Raw genomic sequence first — 18,038 nt, 5'->3', positions numbered from 1 at the left:
TGAGTGCAAGGTTGTATTTCCAGTTCAATTTCTTGAAATGGGAAAAATCGTTTGTTATAATATTTATATAATTAAATAATAAAGACATTTGGGGTGCTTTAGGCTGAGATGATACCCATTGAACCTGATACAGTTAAGACTGGCGAAGGGAAATGTGAAATGGTTTTGTTTTTATAGAAACTAACCATCTAATCTTGTAAGCTGAACTCTAATTTCTATCTGTAATTAGAGTTTTTTCTTTTACGAAACTGGATGAAGATGATACAAAGCATTTAGGTAAATCTCCTTGAATGCCCCACTTTTCTTTAAAAAAGGAGTTTTTTTATGTTGAAAAAATGGCAGTTAAAAGATGTTATCTTACTTGCTTTCTTGTCTATCTTTTTTGGTGGCGTTTTTGTGGGATCAGGCTATCTGTTTGATATCCTCACTCTGATTTTAGCCCCTCTTGGTTTGCAGGCCTTTGCCAATGAAATCCTCTTTGGTCTCTGGTGTATGGCTGCACCCATTGCGGCCATCTTTGTTCCAAGAGTGGGAAGTGCAACGATTGGAGAAGTGCTAGCTGCGCTTGCTGAAGTCCTTTATGGTAGCCAATTCGGTCTAGGTGCCCTTTTGTCTGGTTTGGTTCAAGGTTTGGGAAGTGAACTTGGTTTTATCGTAACCAAGAATCGCTATGAAAGTTGGCTCTCTCTAACTGCTAATAGTATTGGGATTACGTTTGTTAGCTTTATCTATGAATACATTAAGTTAGGTTACTACGCCTTTTCACTTCCGTTTGTCCTTTCCTTGTTTGTAGTACGTTTTATTTCTGTCTTTTTCTTCTGTACCATTTTGGTTCGTGCCATTGTCAAACTTTATCATCAGTTTGCAGCTGGAGGGAAGGCATAGATGGGCCTGGAATTAAGGGAGATTCAGTCCCCAATCTTCTCTGAGCCGCTTGATTTTACTTTTCATGCGCAAGCCTTTACCTTGTTAGTTGGGAGCAGTGGTTCAGGAAAATCTAGCCTCTTTCAAATGATCACCCAAGTCAGTTCTCTTCCCTATAGTGGTCAAGTCCTGATAGATGGGATCGAGGTTAGTCAGCTTTCTATCATCGAACGTGTCCAGACGGTTGGTATTCTCTTTCAAAATCCCAATCATCAATTTACCATGGAGAACTTGTTTGAGGAGCTGATTTTTACCTTGGAAAATATTGGGCATCCCGTTCAGGAAATTGATTCTAAAATAGCAGAGGTGGTTCGACAATGTCGCTGTGAGAAGATCTTGCACCGTCCCATCCATCACTTATCAGGTGGAGAAAAGCAAAAGGCTGCCTTGGCTGTTCTATTTTCTATGAATCCTAGGGTCTATCTCTTGGATGAGCCTTTTGCTTCCATTGACCGCAAGAGTAGGATAGAGATATTGGAGATTCTAAAAGAGTTGGTCTCTGATGGGAAGACAGTTATTTTGTGCGACCATGATTTAACGGACTATGAAGCCTATATCGACCATATGGTGGAGCTAAGAGATGGACGACTAAAGGAAGTGTTTCAAATCCCTATCTCTGAGATGACACAGGTTGCTTCAAAGAAAGTTGCTTCTAGCCCAGAACTATTCCATATGGATAGAACGACTTGTGACCTGGATAATCGCCCCCTCTTTTCAATTGCGGATTTCACATTCTACCAAGGGATTTCCTGTATTTTGGGTGACAATGGTGTCGGGAAATCAACCCTCTTTCGATCCATTCTTCAATTTCAAAAGTATAAGGGGCGCATTAGCTGGAAGGGGACAGTCTTGAAAAAGAAAAAGAGTTTGTATCGTGACCTGACGGGTGTTGTTCAGGAAGCTGAAAAACAGTTTATCCGAGCCAGTCTGCGAGAGGAACTTCAATTAGATGGAGCTGATTCTGAAAGAAATCAGCGAATTCTTCAAGCTTTGCGGTATTTTGATCTGGAGCAGGCACTCGATAAGAGTCCTTATCAATTAAGTGGTGGTCAGCAAAAGATTCTTCAGCTCTTGACTATCTTGACTAGCAAGGCTTCTGTGATCTTGCTGGATGAACCTTTTGCAGGTTTGGATGATAGAGCTTGCCATTATTTTTGTCAGTGGATTCTGGAGGAGAGAAATCAAGGAAGAAGTTTTTTGATGATTACACATCGTTTAGATCCCTTAATCCCTGTGGTTGATTATTGGATTGAGATGACTAGTCAGGGTCTCAGTCATGTGAAAGTAGTGACAATTACCAAACTACTCACATCTCAGAGTAGCAATACCCAAGGGGAGGTGAAGTAGTATGGTCAAAGTAGCAACACAGACACCGATTATCAGTCTCTTCTTGCTGATTTTATCGCTGGAAACATCTTTCATTCCTTCGATTGCTCTGAATCTTTCGGTAGTCGCATTTTGCATTCTCTTTATGCTCTATTACCGTCGATTTAAAGTATTGACTTGGATGATTCTGCTCGCCATTTTGCCATCCTTTGCCAACTACTGGGCAGTTCAGTTACATGGAGATGCTTCGCAGGCAGTCATGCTTGGAACGAGGGCCTTTGTGACCGTTTGTATTGGTCTTATCTTTGTTTCCTCTATTTCCCTAAAAGAGCTTCTTTTGTACTTGGCTCAAAAGGGGTTATCACGTTCTTGGGCCTATGCCTTGATTGTGGTATTCAATTCCTTCCCTCTTATCCAGCAAGAAATCAAGTCTCTCAAGGAAGCTTGCTTATTACGCGGTCAAGAACTGCATTTTTGGTCTCCCTTGATTTACAGCAAGGTTCTGATGACAGTCTTTAGATGGCACCATCTTTACCTGAGGGCTCTATCGGCGCATGGTTATGACGAACATGCACAGGTGGAGAATAGCTATCGGACTTTTTATATTCCTCAAAGGACAATATTCATCTACCTGCTGTTCTTTTTATTGCTTCAAACCAGTCTATTTTTATAAAGGAGATATTATGGAATTTACAGATATTGCGATGGAATTATCCAAGGAAGCTTGGCAGGCCTCCTTTCATCACCCCTTTGTTTTACAGTTGCAAGAGGGGAATTTAGACCCTGCAATTTTTCGCTATTACTTGATTCAGGATGCCTACTATCTGAAGGCCTTCTCAGAAGCCTATCACCTCTTGGCTGAAAAGACTTCCAACCAAGAGATGAAGAGACTCTTGAAACAAAATGCGCAGAGTCTAGTGGAGGGTGAGTTATTTATCCGCCAACAATTTTTCAAGGAATTGGAAATCAGCGACCAGGAAATGGAGCAACATCCAATCGCTCCAACCTGCTATCATTATATCTCTCACATTTATCGTCAATTTGAAGAAGAAAATCTAGCCATTGCCTTTGCAAGTTTGCTGCCTTGTCCTTGGTTATACCATGATATAGGCAAATCACTTAATCTTAAACCATCACCAAATCCTCTCTACCAACAATGGATTGAAACTTATATTACGGATGAGTTGGAGCAGCAGATCAGAGAGGAAGAGGCTCTGGTCAATCAACTCTATCGAGAAAGTGACGAGACAGACAAGAAAAAAATGCTAGATGCCTTCCACATCAGTGTTCATATGGAAGCTAAGTTTTGGGAAATGGCCTACCAACACCAGACATGGAAGAGCGATTTACAGTCTTTAGAAACAGGAGAAGAATAGAAACATGAGAAAGCACCAATTACAAGTTCACAAATTAACCATTTTATCTATGATGATTGCCCTTGATGTAGTCCTTACGCCTATCTTTCGGATTGAGGGAATGGCACCGATGTCCAGTGTAGTCAATATTTTAGCAGGAATCATGATGGGACCTGTTTATGCTTTGGCTATGGCTACAGTGACAGCCTTTATCCGTATGACGACTCAAGGGATTCCGCCTTTAGCTCTCACAGGAGCGACTTTTGGAGCCCTTTTAGCAGGTCTCTTTTATAAGTATGGTCGAAAATTTTACTTTTCTGCCTTGGGAGAAATTTTGGGAACAGGTATTATTGGTTCTATTGTTTCCTATCCTGTTATGGTACTTTTTACAGGATCGGCCGCTAAGCTTAGCTGGTTTATCTACACTCCTCGATTTTTCGGAGCAACCTTGATTGGTACAGCGATTTCCTTTATTGCCTTTCGATTTTTAATCAAGCAGGAATTCTTTAAAAAAGTGCAGGGATATTTCTTTGATGAAAGGATAGACTGATGCAGGAATTGACAAATCCTTTTCCTCTGGGAACGACTTCCCTCATTCACTGTATTACCAATGAGATTTCTTGTGAGATGCTAGCAAATGGGATTTTGGCTCTGGGATGCAAACCTGTCATGGCAGATGACCCTCGTGAGGTTCTTGATTTTACTAAGCAAAGCCAGGCACTCTTCATCAATTTGGGGCATTTGTCAGCTGAGAAGGAAAAAGCAATCCGTATAGCAGCTTCTTATGCAGCTCAAGTTTCTCTCCCAATGGTAGTAGATGCGGTTGGCGTAACAGCTTCATCCATTCGTAAGAGCTTAGTTAAAGACCTTTTAGACTATAGACCTACAGTCCTTAAAGGAAATATGTCAGAAATTCGAAGTCTTGTTGGCTTAAAGCACCACGGCGTTGGGGTCGATGCGAGTGCTAAAGATCAAGAAACTGAGGATTTGCTTCAAGTATTGAAAGACTGGTGTCAGCTTTATCCTGATATGTCCTTCTTAGTCACTGGCCCCAAGGACCTCATCGTTTCGAAGAATCAGGTCGCTGTACTGGGAAATGGCTGTGCAGAATTAGACTGGATAACAGGAACAGGAGACCTAGTTGGAGCCTTGACAGCTGTTTTTCTCAGCCAAGGAAAGACCGCATTTGAAGCTTCTTACCTAGCGGTTTCTTATCTCAATATCTCCGCTGAGAGAATAGTTGTTCAAGGAATGGGATTGGAAGATTTTCGATACGAAGTTCTCAATCAGCTTTCACTCCTCAAAAGAGATGAAAATTGGCTAGATGCCATCAAAGGAGATGTTTATGAATAGAGAGGCGCTTAGACTCTATCTAGTAACCAATCGCTACCAAGATTCCTTGGAAAGCTTTCTTGAAAAGGTTGAGACGGCCTGCCGTTCAGGGGTTACCATAGTCCAATTACGAGAAAAAAATCTCACCACCAATCAATACTATCAACTGGCTAAACAAGTCAAGAAAATAACAGATGCATATCAGGTACCCTTGATCATCGATGATCGTTTGGATGTCTGTCTTGCGGTTGATGCTGCTGGTCTGCATATTGGAGACGATGAGCTACCAGTTTCGGTTGCCCGACAAGTCTTGGGTCCTGACAAAATACTTGGTGTCACAGCTAAAACTGTAAAAAGAGCCATCGAGGCAGAAGAAGGAGGGGCGAATTACTTGGGGACAGGAGCCATTTTCCCGACAACCACCAAGGAAAATGCGCCTATCACCCTGATTTCAACCTTAAAAACAATTTGTCAAAGGGTCGTCATTCCAGTAGTTGCTATCGGAGGCTTGACGTCAGAGAACATTGACCAGCTTGTTGGCACTGGAATAGCTGGAGTAGCAGTCGTACGCGATCTGATGCAAGCAGAAGATATAGAGGAAAAAACGCAAGCCTTTTTAACAAAGCTAGATGACATTATTTCCTAATTAATACTCAATTAATACTCAATGAAAATCAAAAAGTAAACTAGGAAGCTAGCTGCAGGTTGCTCAAAACACAACTTTGAGATTGCAGATAAAACTGACCTAGTTTGAAGAAGTACAAAAACTCTCTAATTCCCTTAAAGTGGGAACTAGAGAGTTTTTTTAATCTTTAAAGCTTGTATGGTTGACTGGGCCAGAACCATGACCGAGTTGAGGAGCATCTTGGATGGCTTTTGTGATAAAGGCCTTGGCCTTATCGACTGCCTGATAAAGACTTTTGCCCTTGGCTAGTTCAGCCGTAATCACAGCAGCAAAGGTACATCCAGTACCATGTGTATGACAGGTTTGAATTCGTGGACTTTCCCAGACAAATTGCTCATCCTTGGTAAAAAGGAAATCCTTAGCACCACCTTCGAGATGGCCACCTTTGATGACCACCGACTGAGGACCAAATTCTTTTAAAATCAGGAGACCAGCACGCTGCATGTCCTCGGGATCATGGATTGAGAAACCAACAATCTCTTCTGCCTCAGGAAGATTGGGTGTGATGATGGTTGCAAGTGGAAGCAGATTTGTTTTTAGGTAGCTTCTGGCACTGGTATCAATCAGGGTGTCTCCGCTCGTAGCGACCATAACAGGGTCAAGGACGTATGGACAATCCAGCATTTTAAGATAGGGTTGGATGATTTCCATGATTTCGGTAGTTGCCAACATCCCAGTTTTTACAGCCTGAGGCTTGATATCCGAAAAGACACTCTCCAATTGGGTTTTCAACATTTGAGGAGAAACGTGTTCGATTAGCTGAACACCTCTGGTATTTTGAGCGACAAGACTGGTCACAACGGCCATTCCATAGACATCTCTAGCTTGGAACGACTTTAAATCAGCCATAATGCCAGCACCACCACTAGGGTCAGTCCCTGCAATGGTCAAAGCAACGGGTAAATAAGTCATCTAAAACCTCCCAACCAACTGAAGTTTGTATTCTTAAGAACAAGCTAGTCTGTTTTAGAAAGGCAATAGAAGACTGCTAGTCCCCATTATCATTTCCACTTCCATCAGCTAGCATTACCTAGATTGAGTCAAAGGGTCTAACAGTCGTTAATCTCAGCTTTACGCACCCCTAGTGGTTGTTTTCTTTTTTCTTTAGTATAGCATATTTTTATAGTTTATATAGTAAGATTTGATTGAAAATCCTTTATCATAGGGTTAAAATTCTATTTTTCAAAGAAAAAATTAATTTCATAGTTGACAAATGTAGATTTTAAGAGTATACTAATAAATGTAATCGACAAATGTAGATTTAGGAGGTGTGATTATGCAGATTTCAGATGCAGAATGGCAGGTCATGAAGATTATTTGGATGCAAGGAGAGCAGACTAGTACGGATTTGATCAGGGTTCTGGCGGAGCGGTTCGACTGGTCCAAGTCGACCATTCAAACTCTTTTGGCTCGTTTGGTTGAGAAAGAGTGTTTGACTCGGAAAAAAGAAGGCAAGTCTTTTGTTTATTCAGCCCTTTTAACTTTGGACCAAAGTCGGGATTTACTTGTCCAAGATATAAAGGACAAGGTTTGTTCCCGTAGGATTAAGAACTTGTTGGCTGATTTGATTGCTGAATGTGATTTTACTCAGGCTGACTTGGAAGACTTGGAAGCTGTGATTTCTGAGAAGAAATCAAGCGCTGTAACAGAAGTAAAATGTAATTGTATGTAAAGGAGACGTCATGTTGAATATTATTGTAACCATTATTTGTATTGCCCTTATCGCGTTTATCTTGTTTTGGTTTTTCAAAAAGCCTGAAAAATCTGGACAAAAGGCCCAGCAAAAAAACGGCTACCAAGAGATTCGAGTGGAGGTCATGGGGGGCTATACGCCTGAGTTGATTATCCTCAAGAAATCAGTGCCAGCCCGCATTGTCTTTGACCGCAAAGATCCTTCACCATGTTTGGATCAGATCGTATTTCCAGACTTTGGTGTACATGCGGATCTGCCAATGGGGGAAGAGTATGTAGTGGAAATCACGCCTGAGCAGGCTGGAGAGTATGGTTTCTCTTGTGGCATGAATATGATGCACGGTAAGATGATTGTAGAATAGGAGAATGATATGACTGAAATTGTAAAAGCAAGTCTTGAAAATGGTGTTCAAAAAATCCGTATCACGGCAGACAAAGGCTACCATCCAGCCCACATTCAACTGCAAAAAGGAGTTCCTGCTGAGATCACCTTTCACCGTTTGACACCTTCAAACTGTTATAAGGAAATTCTGTTTGAAGAAGAAGGCCTCTTGGAACCAATCGGCGTGGATGAAGAGAAGACAATTCGTTTTACCCCTCAAGAATTAGGTCAACATGAATTTTCTTGTGGTATGAAGATGCAAAAGGGAAGTTATACAGTTGTTGAGAAGACTCGAAAATCTCTATCACTTTTACAGCGTTTTTGGATTACTAGTATCTTTACTGTGCCTCTTGTAATCCTCATGATTGGGATGTCGACAGGAGGAATTAGTCACCAAGTCATGCGTTGGGGCACCTTTTTAGCCACAACACCGATTATGCTAGTAGCAGGTGGTCCTTATATCCAAAGTGCTTGGGCTAGTTTTAAAAAGCACAATGCCAACATGGATACCTTGGTTGCTCTGGGAACCCTAGTGGCCTATTTCTATAGCTTAGTTGCCCTCTTCGCTGGCCTCCCCGTTTACTTTGAAAGTGCTGCCTTTATCTTCTTCTTCGTTCTTATGGGAGCCGTTTTTGAGGAGAAAATGCGGAAAAATACTTCCCAAGCTGTGGAGAAATTACTTGACTTGCAGGCTAAAACAGCAGAAGTATTGCGTGAGGATAACTATGTTCAAGTCCCTTTGGAGCAAGTCAAGGTAGGTGACCTGATTCGAGTGCGTCCCGGTGAAAAGATTGCGGTTGATGGTGTCGTAGTAGAAGGTATCTCTAGTATTGATGAGTCTATGGTGACAGGTGAGAGTCTGCCTGTGGACAAGACAGTTGGAGATACCGTCATTGGTTCAACCATCAATAATAGTGGAACACTTGTTTTTAGAGCAGAAAAAGTTGGTTCAGAGACTGTTTTGGCTCAGATTGTGGATTTTGTGAAGAAAGCTCAGACAAGTCGTGCGCCGATTCAGGACTTGACGGATAAAATTTCAGGGATTTTTGTTCCAGCAGTTGTCATTTTAGGGATTGTGACCTTTTGGGTTTGGTTCGTCTTGCTCAGGGATAGTGTAGTTGTGCTTGGAGCGAGCTTTGTGTCTTCGCTTCTCTATGGAGTAGCAGTTCTGATTATTGCCTGCCCTTGTGCATTGGGACTTGCAACACCGACAGCCCTTATGGTGGGGACAGGTCGCAGTGCCAAGATGGGAGTTCTCCTCAAAAATGGAACGGTTCTACAGGAAATCCAGAAAGTCCAAACTATTGTTTTTGATAAGACAGGAACTTTGACGGAAGGGAAACCTGTGGTCACAGATATCATCGGCGACGAAGTAGAAGTGCTTGGATTGGCAGCTTCCTTGGAAGAAGCTTCTCAACACCCATTGGCTGAGGCTATTGTTAAGCGAGCGACTGAAACTGGACTTGAGCTTCACACTGTGGAAAATTTCCAAGCCTTGCACGGAAAAGGTGTTTCAGGGCAAATCAATGGAAAACAAGTTTTGCTTGGAAATGCTAAAATGCTGGATGGCATGGATATTTCTAGCACTTATCAGGAAAAACTAGAACAACTGGAAAAAGAAGCTAAGACAGTTGTGTTCTTGGCTGTTGAGAATGAAATCAAAGGCTTGCTTGCTCTGCAAGATATTCCTAAGGAAAATGCTAAGCTTGCCATCAGTCAGTTGAAAAAACGAGGTCTTAAAACAGTCATGCTGACAGGAGACAATGCTGGTGTGGCGCGTGCCATTGCCGATCAGATCGGAATCGAAGAGGTCATTGCAGGTGTCTTGCCAGAGGAAAAAGCTCATGAAATCCATAAACTACAAGCGTCTGGCAAAGTAGCCTTTGTTGGGGATGGTATCAATGACGCTCCTGCCCTTAGTGTAGCAGATGTGGGGATTGCTATGGGAGCTGGAACAGATATTGCCATCGAGTCAGCAGATTTGGTGTTGACAACTAATAACCTCCTAGGAGTGGTTCGTGCTTTTGACATGAGTAAGAAAACCTTTAATCGAATTCTGCTCAATCTTTTCTGGGCCTTTATCTACAATGTCGCCGGAATTCCGATTGCAGCAGGAGTCTTTTCAGGTGTTGGACTGGCTCTCAACCCAGAACTGGCAGGACTAGCCATGGCCTTTAGTTCTGTATCCGTTCTGACCAGTTCACTCTTACTAAACTTTAGTAAAATAGACTAAAAGCGGGCTTGCTCGCTTTTTATACTCTTCAAAAATCTCTTCCAACCACGTCAGCTTTGTCTGCAACCTCAAAGCTGTGCTTTGAGCAACCTGTGGCGAGCTTCCTAGTTTGCTCTGTGATTTTCATTGAGTATTATAAAACAGAAGCTAAAAACGTTTTCAAACTGTACTGTAATAGAGAATAAAAACTTCTGAGCAGATTCTTAGTAAAGTCAAAATAAATGTGATAAATTAGTATTGTAAAAATTTACTGAAACGTTTTCAAAAACTATATGAAACCTTTTTTAGTAGATTTAAAAATATTTGAAGGAGAGTTATCATTATGACTCAAGGGAAAATTACTGCATCTGCAGCAATGCTTAATGTATTGAAAACATGGGGCGTAGACACAATCTACGGTATCCCATCAGGAACACTCAGCTCATTGATGGATGCTTTGGCTGAAGACAAAGATATCCGCTTCTTGCAAGTTCGTCACGAAGAAACAGGTGCTCTTGCAGCGGTTATGCAAGCTAAATTCGGCGGCTCAATCGGGGTTGCAGTTGGTTCAGGTGGTCCAGGTGCGACTCACTTGATTAACGGTGTTTACGATGCAGCTATGGATAACACTCCATTCCTAGCAATCCTTGGATCACGTCCAGTTAACGAACTCAACATGGATGCTTTCCAAGAATTGAACCAAAACCCAATGTACAACGGTATCGCTGTATACAACAAACGTGTAGCTTACGCTGAGCAATTGCCAAAAGTAATCGACGAAGCTTGCCGTGCTGCAGTTTCTAAAAAAGGTCCAGCTGTTGTTGAAATCCCAGTAAACTTCGGTTTCCAAGAAATCGACGAAAATTCATACTACGGTTCAGGTTCATACGAACGTTCATTCATCGCTCCTGCTTTGAACGAAGTTGAAATCGACAAAGCTGTTGAAATCTTGAACAATGCTGAACGTCCAGTTATCTATGCTGGTTACGGTGGTGTTAAAGCTGGTGAAGTGATTACTGAATTGTCACGTAAAATCAAAGCACCAATCATCACAACTGGTAAAAACTTTGAAGCCTTTGAATGGAACTATGAAGGTTTGACAGGTTCTGCTTACCGTGTTGGTTGGAAGCCAGCCAACGAAGTGGTCTTTGAAGCAGACACAGTTCTTTTCCTTGGTTCAAACTTCCCATTTGCTGAAGTTTACCAAGCATTCAAGAATACTGAAAAATTCATCCAAGTGGATATCGACCCTTACAAACTTGGTAAACGTCATGCCCTAGACGCTTCAATCCTTGGTGATGCAGGTCAAGCAGCTAAAGCTATCCTTGACAAAGTGAACCCAGTTGAATCTACTCCATGGTGGCGTGCAAACGTTAAGAACAACCAAAACTGGCGTGATTACATGAACAAAATCGAAGGTAAAACTGAGGGTGAATTGCAATTGTATCAAGTTTACAATGCAATCAACAAACATGCTGATCAAGACGCTATCTACTCAATCGACGTAGGTGACACTACTCAAACATCTACTCGTCACCTTCACATGACACCTAAGAACATGTGGCGTACATCTCCACTCTTTGCGACAATGGGTATTGCCCTTCCTGGTGGTATCGCTGCTAAGAAAGACAATCCAGATCGCCAAGTATGGAACATCATGGGTGACGGTGCATTCAACATGTGCTACCCAGACGTTATCACAAACGTTCAATATGACCTTCCAGTTATCAACCTTGTCTTCTCAAATGGTAAATATGCCTTCATCAAGGACAAATACGAAGACACAAACAAACACTTGTTTGGTTGTGACTTCCCTAATGCTGACTATGCGAAAATCGCTGAAGCTCAAGGAGCTGTTGGATTTACAGTTGACCGTATCGAAGACATCGATGCAGTTGTTGCAGAAGCTGTTAAATTGAGCAAAGAAGGTAAAACTGTTGTTATCGATGCTCGCATCACTGAACACCGTCCACTTCCAGTAGAAGTACTTGAATTGGATCCAAAACTTCACTCAGAAGAAGCAATCAAAGCCTTCAAGGAAAAATACGAAGCAGAAGAACTCATACCATTCCGCCTCTTCTTGGAAGAAGAAGGTTTGCAATCACGCGCAATTAAATAATTCCTCTCGTCGAAAATCAAATTTAAACTGTGTTATCTTCACCTTGCCGTACTTCAGTACTGCCTGCGGTTCGATGCCTTGTTTATTCTTTGATTTTCTTAGAGCGAAACTTAAAAAGATCGGAGCAATCCGGTCTTTTTATGGAGGATAGTAAATGAATTTAAATCAATTAGATATTATCGTTTCCGATGTTCCACAAGTCTGTGCTGACTTGGAGCGTATTTTGGATAAAAAATCCGATTATGTTGATGACAGTTTTGCTCAGTTTACGATTGGCAGTCACTGTCTGATGTTGTCCCAAAATCATTTGATTCCTTTGGAAGATTTTCAGTCAGGAATCATTCTTCATATCGAGGTTGAGGATGTAGACCAGAATTACCAACGGTTGAAAGAACTTGGTATCCAGGTTTTAAACGGACCAACTGTAACCGATTGGGGAACAGAGTCCTTATTAGTTAAAGGGCCTGCTGGTCTAGTGATTGATTTTTATCGTATGAAGTAGGTAATTCTATTATCAAATTTTTTATCTAAACATTCTTGGAGTGAAACTTAAAAAGATCGGAGCAATTCGATCTTTTTTGTATTTATGCGACTTTCAGTCCGTCTCGCTCCGTTAGGTGCGAGACAAAAAACCACCCGTTTTCACGGGTGGTTATGATTTCTACACTTATTGTTTGGCTTCCTGTTTTAATTGTTGCACCTGTTCCTCGTACTGGACAAGCTCCCTGTCTTTTATATTGATAGTCGCTTCTGCTTCAGCAATGCGGCTTCTCAGATCTTGAGTCTTGTTATGGTGATAGCTAATACCAATAGCACTACCAGCAATGATCCCGATTACTAGACAAGTAAAAATCACCAAAATCAAGGGAGCAGATAGTTGTGTAAAGACAAGACTGACAGTTACTGTTTGACGATTGAGTAGACCAAATGAGATCACAATGACTAATAAGCTCAAACCGCCAATTAGATAAGCCTTATCTTTCAGTGACAATTCATTAAATTTTTTTAGCATAAGTTCCTTTTCTCCTGACTATGTTGATAGAAAACTACACACCATTTAGGTATTAACAAAATTCATTTTACTAGAAAATTTCGATACTGTCAATAATTTCTAACGGCTTATTTACCATCAATCAATCGATTCATTGAAAAGGAGTATTCATTTTCTAATATTTGATTGAGTAAACAGAACGGAGCAATTCGGTCTTTTTTCTGTTCCCTCTTTCTTATAACAAGATTGTGATAGTTTATATCTTTATAACAAAAGTTTTAAAGACTTGATTGTTTTGAAAGAATATTTTAAAATAAGATTCAGTAAAAATGAAAGAGGTTTTGAAAATGTCTGAAAAACAAATGAAAATTTTAGGTTGGGTAGCGACCTTTATGTCTGTTATGATGTATGTGTCTTACTTCCCACAAATCATGAACAATCTGGCTGGTCAAAAAGGAAATTTCATCCAGCCCTTGGTTGCTGCCATCAACTGTAGTCTCTGGGTTTACTACGGTCTTTTCAAAAAAGAAAGAGATATCCCCCTTGCAGCAGCTAATGCACCAGGTATTATTTTTGGCCTAGTGACGGTTATTACAGCTTTGATTTAAAAGGAACAGAGGAGACTAGTTTTCAGTCTTCTTTTTTGTTTCAGGGGAGGCTATTTACTTTTTCTAGAGGATAATTTTTTAAAAAACAATCTGATAAACTTAAATAGTAGAATAGTATCAGTATGTCACAGTATTTTATAAGAAAAGGTTTACAGAATAAGTTATAATATAAGTAAATGAACAAGCAAATAAGAAAGTGAGTAGAGTTATGACCGAAAAACTGACTTTTCCGGATGGTTTCTTGTGGGGCGGAGCGACAGCTGCCAACCAGTGTGAGGGTGCTTATAATTTAGAAGGTCGTGGATTGGCGAATGTGGATGTCGTCCCCATCGGTCCAGATCGTGAAGCCATTATCACAGGTCAGAAAAAGATGTTTTCGTTTGAGGAGGGCTATTTTTACCCAGCCAAGCAAGCTATTGATATGTACCATCATTACAAGGAAGATATTGCCCTTTTTGCGGAAATGGGCTTTAAGACTTATCGTCTATCCATTGCTTGGACTCGGATTTTTCCTAAGGGCGACGAAACAGTGCCAAATGAAGCTGGTCTAGCCTTTTATGAGGATTTATTTAAGGAGTGCCACAAGTATGGTATCCAACCTCTGGTGACTATCACTCATTTCGACTGTCCTATGCACTTGATTACAGAGTACGGTGGTTGGCGCAATCGTCGGATGTTAGACTTCTATGAAAAACTTTGTCGCACACTCTTTACCCGCTATAAGGGTTTGGTCAAATATTGGCTTACCTTCAACGAAATCAACATGATTCTCCATGCCCCCTTTATGGGAGCTGGGCTCTGTTTTGAAGAAGGAGAAAATCAAGAACTGGTTAAATATCAGGCTGCACACTATGAGTTGGTAGCTTCAGCTCTTGCGACAAAGATTGCCCACGAAATTGACCCAGAAAATAAGGTGGGATGTATGTTGGCTGCAGGGCAATACTATCCTAACACAGCCCATCCAAGAGACTACTGGGCAGCCATGGAGGAAGACCGCAAGAGTTACTTCTTCATTGATGTTCAAGCGCGTGGGGAATACCCAAACTATGCCAAGAAGCAGTGGGAGCGTGAGCGAATCGAGATTCAAATGACTGCAGAAGATTTAGAGTTGTTGAAGGACAATACTGTTGACTTTGTTTCCTTCTCTTACTATGCAAGTCTAGTAGCCTCAGGTGATCCAGAAGTTAAAGAATTAACTGCTGGAAATATCTTTGCCTCTCTCAAAAATCCTTATCTTGAATCCTCAGAATGGGGATGGCAGATTGACCCACTTGGTCTTCGTATCACCCTCAATGCTATCTGGGATCGTTACCAAAAGCCAATGTTCATCGTGGAAAACGGTCTAGGTGCTATGGATACACCGGATGAGAATGGTCATGTAGCAGATGACTATCGGATTGCTTACTTAGAGGCTCATATCAAGGCCATGCGAGATGCCATTTACCAAGATGGCGTTGACTTGCTTGGTTATACGACTTGGGGCTGTATCGATCTGGTTTCAGCTGGAACAGGCGAAATGAACAAGCGCTATGGCTTTATCTATGTAGATCGAGATAATGCTGGTCATGGAAGCCTCAAACGTAGCAAGAAGAAATCCTTCTACTGGTACAAGGATGTCATTGCCAGCAATGGTGCAAGCATTGAGTAGAGCACATTTGTTCACTATTTTTATAAAATCTTCTCCCTACTTTATAATATGTGAAAAAGAGTTCAATTAGATGGAGCTTTTTGCTATAATGAGGGGAGAAAAATCAGACAGGAGATCGACATGTCAGAACCATTATTTTTACAATCAGTTATGCAAGAAAAAATCTGGGGTGGAACCAAGCTACGTGATGAGTTTGGTTACGACATCCCAAGTGAAAAAATCGGAGAATATTGGGCCATCTCAGCCCATCCAAATGGAGTCTCTAAAGTTTCCAATGGTCGTTTTGAGGGGACAGACCTAGCTACTTTGTATGCAGAACACCGTGAATTGTTTGGCAATCGTCCAGAACCTGTATTTCCACTCTTGACCAAGATTCTGGATGCCAACGACTGGCTCAGTGTACAAGTTCACCCAGACGATGCCTATGGACTAGAGCATGAAGGCGAGCTTGGAAAAACAGAATGCTGGTATATTATCGCTGCAGACGAAGGTTCAGAGATTATCTACGGTCACAATGCCAAGTCAAAAGAAGAACTCCGCCAGCAAATCGAGGACAAGAATTGGGATGCTTTGTTGACAAAAGTACCAGTTAAAGCTGGAGATTTCTTCTATGTGCCAAGTGGCACCATGCATGCTATTGGTGCAGGTATTTTAATCCTTGAAACACAACAATCTAGTGACACAACCTACCGTGTCTATGACTTTGACCGTAAGGATGATAATGGTAACTTGCGTGAACTTCACCTTGAAAAATCCATTGATGTCTTGAACATTGGTGAGCCTGCAAATAGCCGTCCTGTAACTGTTAAAGCAGATGATTTGCGTTCCACTCTCCTTGTATCCAATGATTTCTTTGCAGTTTACAAGTGGGAAATTACTGGAAAAGTTGACTTCGAAAAGACAGCTGACTACAGCTTGTTTAGTGTCTTAGCTGGTCAAGGTCAACTGACTGTTGACGGAAAAAACTATCCAATCCAAAAAGGTTTCCACTTTATCCTACCAAGTGATGTTGAAGCTTGGACCTTGGAAGGACAAGATTTGGAATTGATTGTTAGCCATCCATAAAAAAGAAAGGGCCTGAGTTCATTACTCAAGTCCTTTTTGATTACATAAATTGGGCGATAAAGACCACGATGATGATGATTGGAATGATGAAACGAAGAAGGAATAGCCAGACTTGGAACAGTCCCTGTTTCCATGCTATTTCATCGAGATGGAGTTCCTCCATTGCAAGAACCTTTTTAAAGATATAGCCTGTAAAAAGTGAAAGGCAGAGAGCTCCAAATGGCATAAGGAGATTGGAAACCAAGAAGTCCATAGCGTCAAAGAAGGTCTTCCCAAAGATGTGAACATCTGCCATGACACCGTAAGATAGGGCTGAAGGAATTCCAAAGACAAAGGTCAAAATTCCTAAAATGGCACTCCATTTGGCACGTTTGCTGTTATTCTGATTGGTGATATTTCCCACATTGATTTCCAGCATGACGACAGAAGAAGTGACCGTCGCAAAGAGGAAGAGCAAGAGGAAAAGGATGTAGAAAATGGTTCCAAAAGGCATCTTGTCAAAGAGTTGAGGCAAGACGATAAAGAGCAAGCTCGGTCCCCCTTCAGATTGGATATTGAAGGCTGACATAGCAGGGAAAATGGCTAGACCTGCCATGATGGACACCGAGATGTTCATTGCTACAATAGAAATTCCTGACTGGACTAGATTGGTTTTCTGATCCAAATAAGAAGCATATGTCAGCATGGCTGTAACCCCTAGTGAAAGGGCAAAGAAAGATTGTCCCAGAGCATAGAGGAGACCAGCACTGGTCAGTTTTGAAAAGTCTGGTTTGAGGAAGTAAAGAACCCCTTCCATGGCATTTGGCAAACTGAGAGAACGACCGATGATGACGACAAAGATGATAAAGAGCAGGGGCATCATGACTTTCGATGCTCTTTCAATCCCTTTTTGAACCCCACGTGATACAATAAAGATATTCAATAAGATAAAGGCCGCTTGAGCTCCTAGGGCAATGGCTGGATTTGAAATGATTGAAGTAAATAATTGAGCATAATCACCAGTTCCGCTAAGTTGGAACAATTTTCCAAACTCAATGCCTAGATAGACTAAAATCCATCCTCCAATAACACTGTAGAAAGATAAGAGGATAAAGAGGGCGAAGGCACCAATCCAACCGATAAAGTTGTACTTGCTATTCTTGCCGAGTTTTCCAAAGGTTTTGATTGCTGAGACACCAGCACTTCGGCCGAGAGCAAATTCAGCCAGCAAAAGGGGGAAACCAATTAAAATAGTGGAAATGAGAAAGACAAGTAAAAAGCCTCCTCCACCATTAGCAGCAGTCATGTAGGGGAATTTCCAAACGGCACCAAGTCCGATGGCTGAACCAGCAGATGCTAGGATAAAGCCCAGTTTAGAACCCCATTGCGATTTTTCAGACATAGTTAAACTCCTAAAATTAGTGTTCCAAAAGAAAAAGCTACTGCCCTTGGCAAATAGCCTCATAAGTACTCAAGATGAGCTTTTCTTTTGCTTGATAGACTTGACTATCCTATCATGTTTTCTAAGGTCTGTCAAGAAAACCATTTTCATGTTATGATAAAGTAAAAAAATTTCGCAAAAACGCTTGACTCTGACCTAGGGGGAGGGGTTATACTATCAATGTAATACTCTTCGAAAATCAAATTCAAACCACGTCAGCGTCGCCTTACCGTACTCAAGTACAGCCTGCGGCTAGCTTCCTAGTTTGCTCTTTGATTT

18 protein-coding genes and 2 riboswitches are annotated in these 18,038 nt (G+C 41.4%); of the genes, 15 read left to right on the top strand and 3 right to left on the bottom strand.

The genetic code is table 11. The features are described from left to right. The first annotated feature begins 79 nt into the window (after window positions 1-79). Window positions 80-168: riboswitch (TPP riboswitch) on the top strand. A 156-nt stretch (window positions 169-324) separates the two neighbouring features. The 7 genes from STYK_RS07335 to thiE are packed head-to-tail and all read left to right on the top strand — an operon-like array spanning window position 325 to window position 5,583. Beyond that, complete coding sequence (locus STYK_RS07335; protein ID WP_261804789.1) at window positions 325-885, top strand: ECF transporter S component; 561 nt, start codon at window positions 325-327, stop codon at window positions 883-885. Continuing rightward, entirely contained in the window at window positions 886-2,271 is a 1,386-nt protein-coding gene (locus STYK_RS07330) for an ATP-binding cassette domain-containing protein (protein WP_261043727.1), read from the top strand. A gap of 1 nt (window position 2,272) precedes the next feature. Then, on the top strand, window positions 2,273-2,923 hold the full coding sequence (locus STYK_RS07325; protein ID WP_261043726.1) for an energy-coupling factor transporter transmembrane component T: 651 nt from the start codon (window positions 2,273-2,275) through the stop codon (window positions 2,921-2,923). A gap of 10 nt (window positions 2,924-2,933) precedes the next feature. Further along, window positions 2,934-3,626, top strand: coding sequence for a thiaminase II (gene tenA, locus STYK_RS07320; protein WP_261043724.1), 693 nt, complete (start codon window positions 2,934-2,936; stop codon window positions 3,624-3,626). 4 nt (window positions 3,627-3,630) lie between these two features. Continuing rightward, a complete protein-coding gene (gene thiW / locus STYK_RS07315) occupies window positions 3,631-4,155 on the top strand; it encodes an energy coupling factor transporter S component ThiW (protein ID WP_001225552.1) in 525 nt (174 codons plus the stop codon). Then, window positions 4,155-4,958 carry a hydroxyethylthiazole kinase gene (thiM, locus tag STYK_RS07310; protein ID WP_261043717.1) on the top strand — a complete coding sequence of 268 codons (804 nt, stop codon included), beginning with the start codon at window positions 4,155-4,157 and terminating at the stop codon, window positions 4,956-4,958. Before thiW ends, thiM begins: the two co-directional genes overlap by 1 nt. Further along, window positions 4,951-5,583, top strand: coding sequence for a thiamine phosphate synthase (gene thiE, locus STYK_RS07305; RefSeq protein ID WP_261043713.1), 633 nt, complete (start codon window positions 4,951-4,953; stop codon window positions 5,581-5,583). Before thiM ends, thiE begins: the two co-directional genes overlap by 8 nt. 159 nt (window positions 5,584-5,742) lie before the next feature. On the opposite strand, the gene thiD is transcribed toward thiE, so the two are convergent. Then, the gene (gene thiD, locus STYK_RS07300; RefSeq protein ID WP_261043712.1) at window positions 5,743-6,534 is read right to left on the bottom strand and encodes a bifunctional hydroxymethylpyrimidine kinase/phosphomethylpyrimidine kinase; all 792 of its coding nucleotides are present in this window, start codon (window positions 6,532-6,534) and stop codon (window positions 5,743-5,745) included. Window positions 6,535-6,617: 83 nt separating this feature from the next. Beyond that, a riboswitch (TPP riboswitch) is annotated at window positions 6,618-6,715 on the bottom strand. A gap of 183 nt (window positions 6,716-6,898) precedes the next feature. Between thiD and STYK_RS07295 the strand changes: the two genes are divergently transcribed. The 5 genes from STYK_RS07295 (at window position 6,899) to STYK_RS07275 (ending at window position 12,529) form a co-directional block, all read left to right on the top strand. After that, complete coding sequence (locus tag STYK_RS07295; protein WP_001167204.1) at window positions 6,899-7,294, top strand: CopY/TcrY family copper transport repressor; 396 nt, start codon at window positions 6,899-6,901, stop codon at window positions 7,292-7,294. A 10-nt stretch (window positions 7,295-7,304) separates the two neighbouring features. Continuing rightward, entirely contained in the window at window positions 7,305-7,676 is a 372-nt protein-coding gene (locus tag STYK_RS07290) for a cupredoxin domain-containing protein (protein ID WP_000932059.1), read from the top strand. Between the two features lie 9 nt (window positions 7,677-7,685). Continuing rightward, complete coding sequence (locus STYK_RS07285) at window positions 7,686-9,929, top strand: heavy metal translocating P-type ATPase (RefSeq protein ID WP_000136345.1); 2,244 nt, start codon at window positions 7,686-7,688, stop codon at window positions 9,927-9,929. A gap of 322 nt (window positions 9,930-10,251) precedes the next feature. Continuing rightward, window positions 10,252-12,027, top strand: a complete 1,776-nt coding sequence (spxB, locus tag STYK_RS07280) for a pyruvate oxidase (RefSeq protein WP_261804788.1) — start codon at window positions 10,252-10,254, stop codon at window positions 12,025-12,027. A gap of 154 nt (window positions 12,028-12,181) precedes the next feature. After that, entirely contained in the window at window positions 12,182-12,529 is a 348-nt protein-coding gene (locus tag STYK_RS07275) for a VOC family protein (RefSeq protein ID WP_001052644.1), read from the top strand. 165 nt (window positions 12,530-12,694) lie between these two features. Here the strand turns inward: STYK_RS07275 and STYK_RS07270 are convergent, their stop codons facing one another. Further along, window positions 12,695-13,039 carry a lipopolysaccharide assembly protein LapA domain-containing protein gene (locus STYK_RS07270; protein WP_000913393.1) on the bottom strand — a complete coding sequence of 115 codons (345 nt, stop codon included), beginning with the start codon at window positions 13,037-13,039 and terminating at the stop codon, window positions 12,695-12,697. 326 nt (window positions 13,040-13,365) lie between these two features. Here STYK_RS07270 and STYK_RS07265 point away from each other — a divergent pair, with 326 nt between their 5' ends. The 3 genes from STYK_RS07265 (at window position 13,366) to manA (ending at window position 16,339) form a co-directional block, all read left to right on the top strand. After that, the gene (locus STYK_RS07265; RefSeq protein ID WP_001291472.1) at window positions 13,366-13,626 is read left to right on the top strand and encodes a SemiSWEET family transporter; all 261 of its coding nucleotides are present in this window, start codon (window positions 13,366-13,368) and stop codon (window positions 13,624-13,626) included. Between the two features lie 208 nt (window positions 13,627-13,834). Next, window positions 13,835-15,274, top strand: coding sequence for a 6-phospho-beta-glucosidase (locus STYK_RS07260; protein WP_000136868.1), 1,440 nt, complete (start codon window positions 13,835-13,837; stop codon window positions 15,272-15,274). A gap of 120 nt (window positions 15,275-15,394) precedes the next feature. Beyond that, a complete protein-coding gene (manA, locus tag STYK_RS07255) occupies window positions 15,395-16,339 on the top strand; it encodes a mannose-6-phosphate isomerase, class I (RefSeq protein ID WP_261804787.1) in 945 nt (314 codons plus the stop codon). A 40-nt stretch (window positions 16,340-16,379) separates the two neighbouring features. Here manA and STYK_RS07250 read toward each other — a convergent pair whose 3' ends face one another. Beyond that, window positions 16,380-17,720, bottom strand: coding sequence for a sodium-dependent transporter (locus STYK_RS07250; protein ID WP_023947248.1), 1,341 nt, complete (start codon window positions 17,718-17,720; stop codon window positions 16,380-16,382). Window positions 17,721-18,038: the final 318 nt, after the last annotated feature.

Source organism: Streptococcus toyakuensis (assembly GCF_024346585.1).
Classification (GTDB): Bacteria; Bacillota; Bacilli; order Lactobacillales; family Streptococcaceae; genus Streptococcus; species Streptococcus toyakuensis.
Note: the sequence above shows the minus strand (reverse complement) of the source record. Positions and strands in the feature narration are given on the sequence as shown.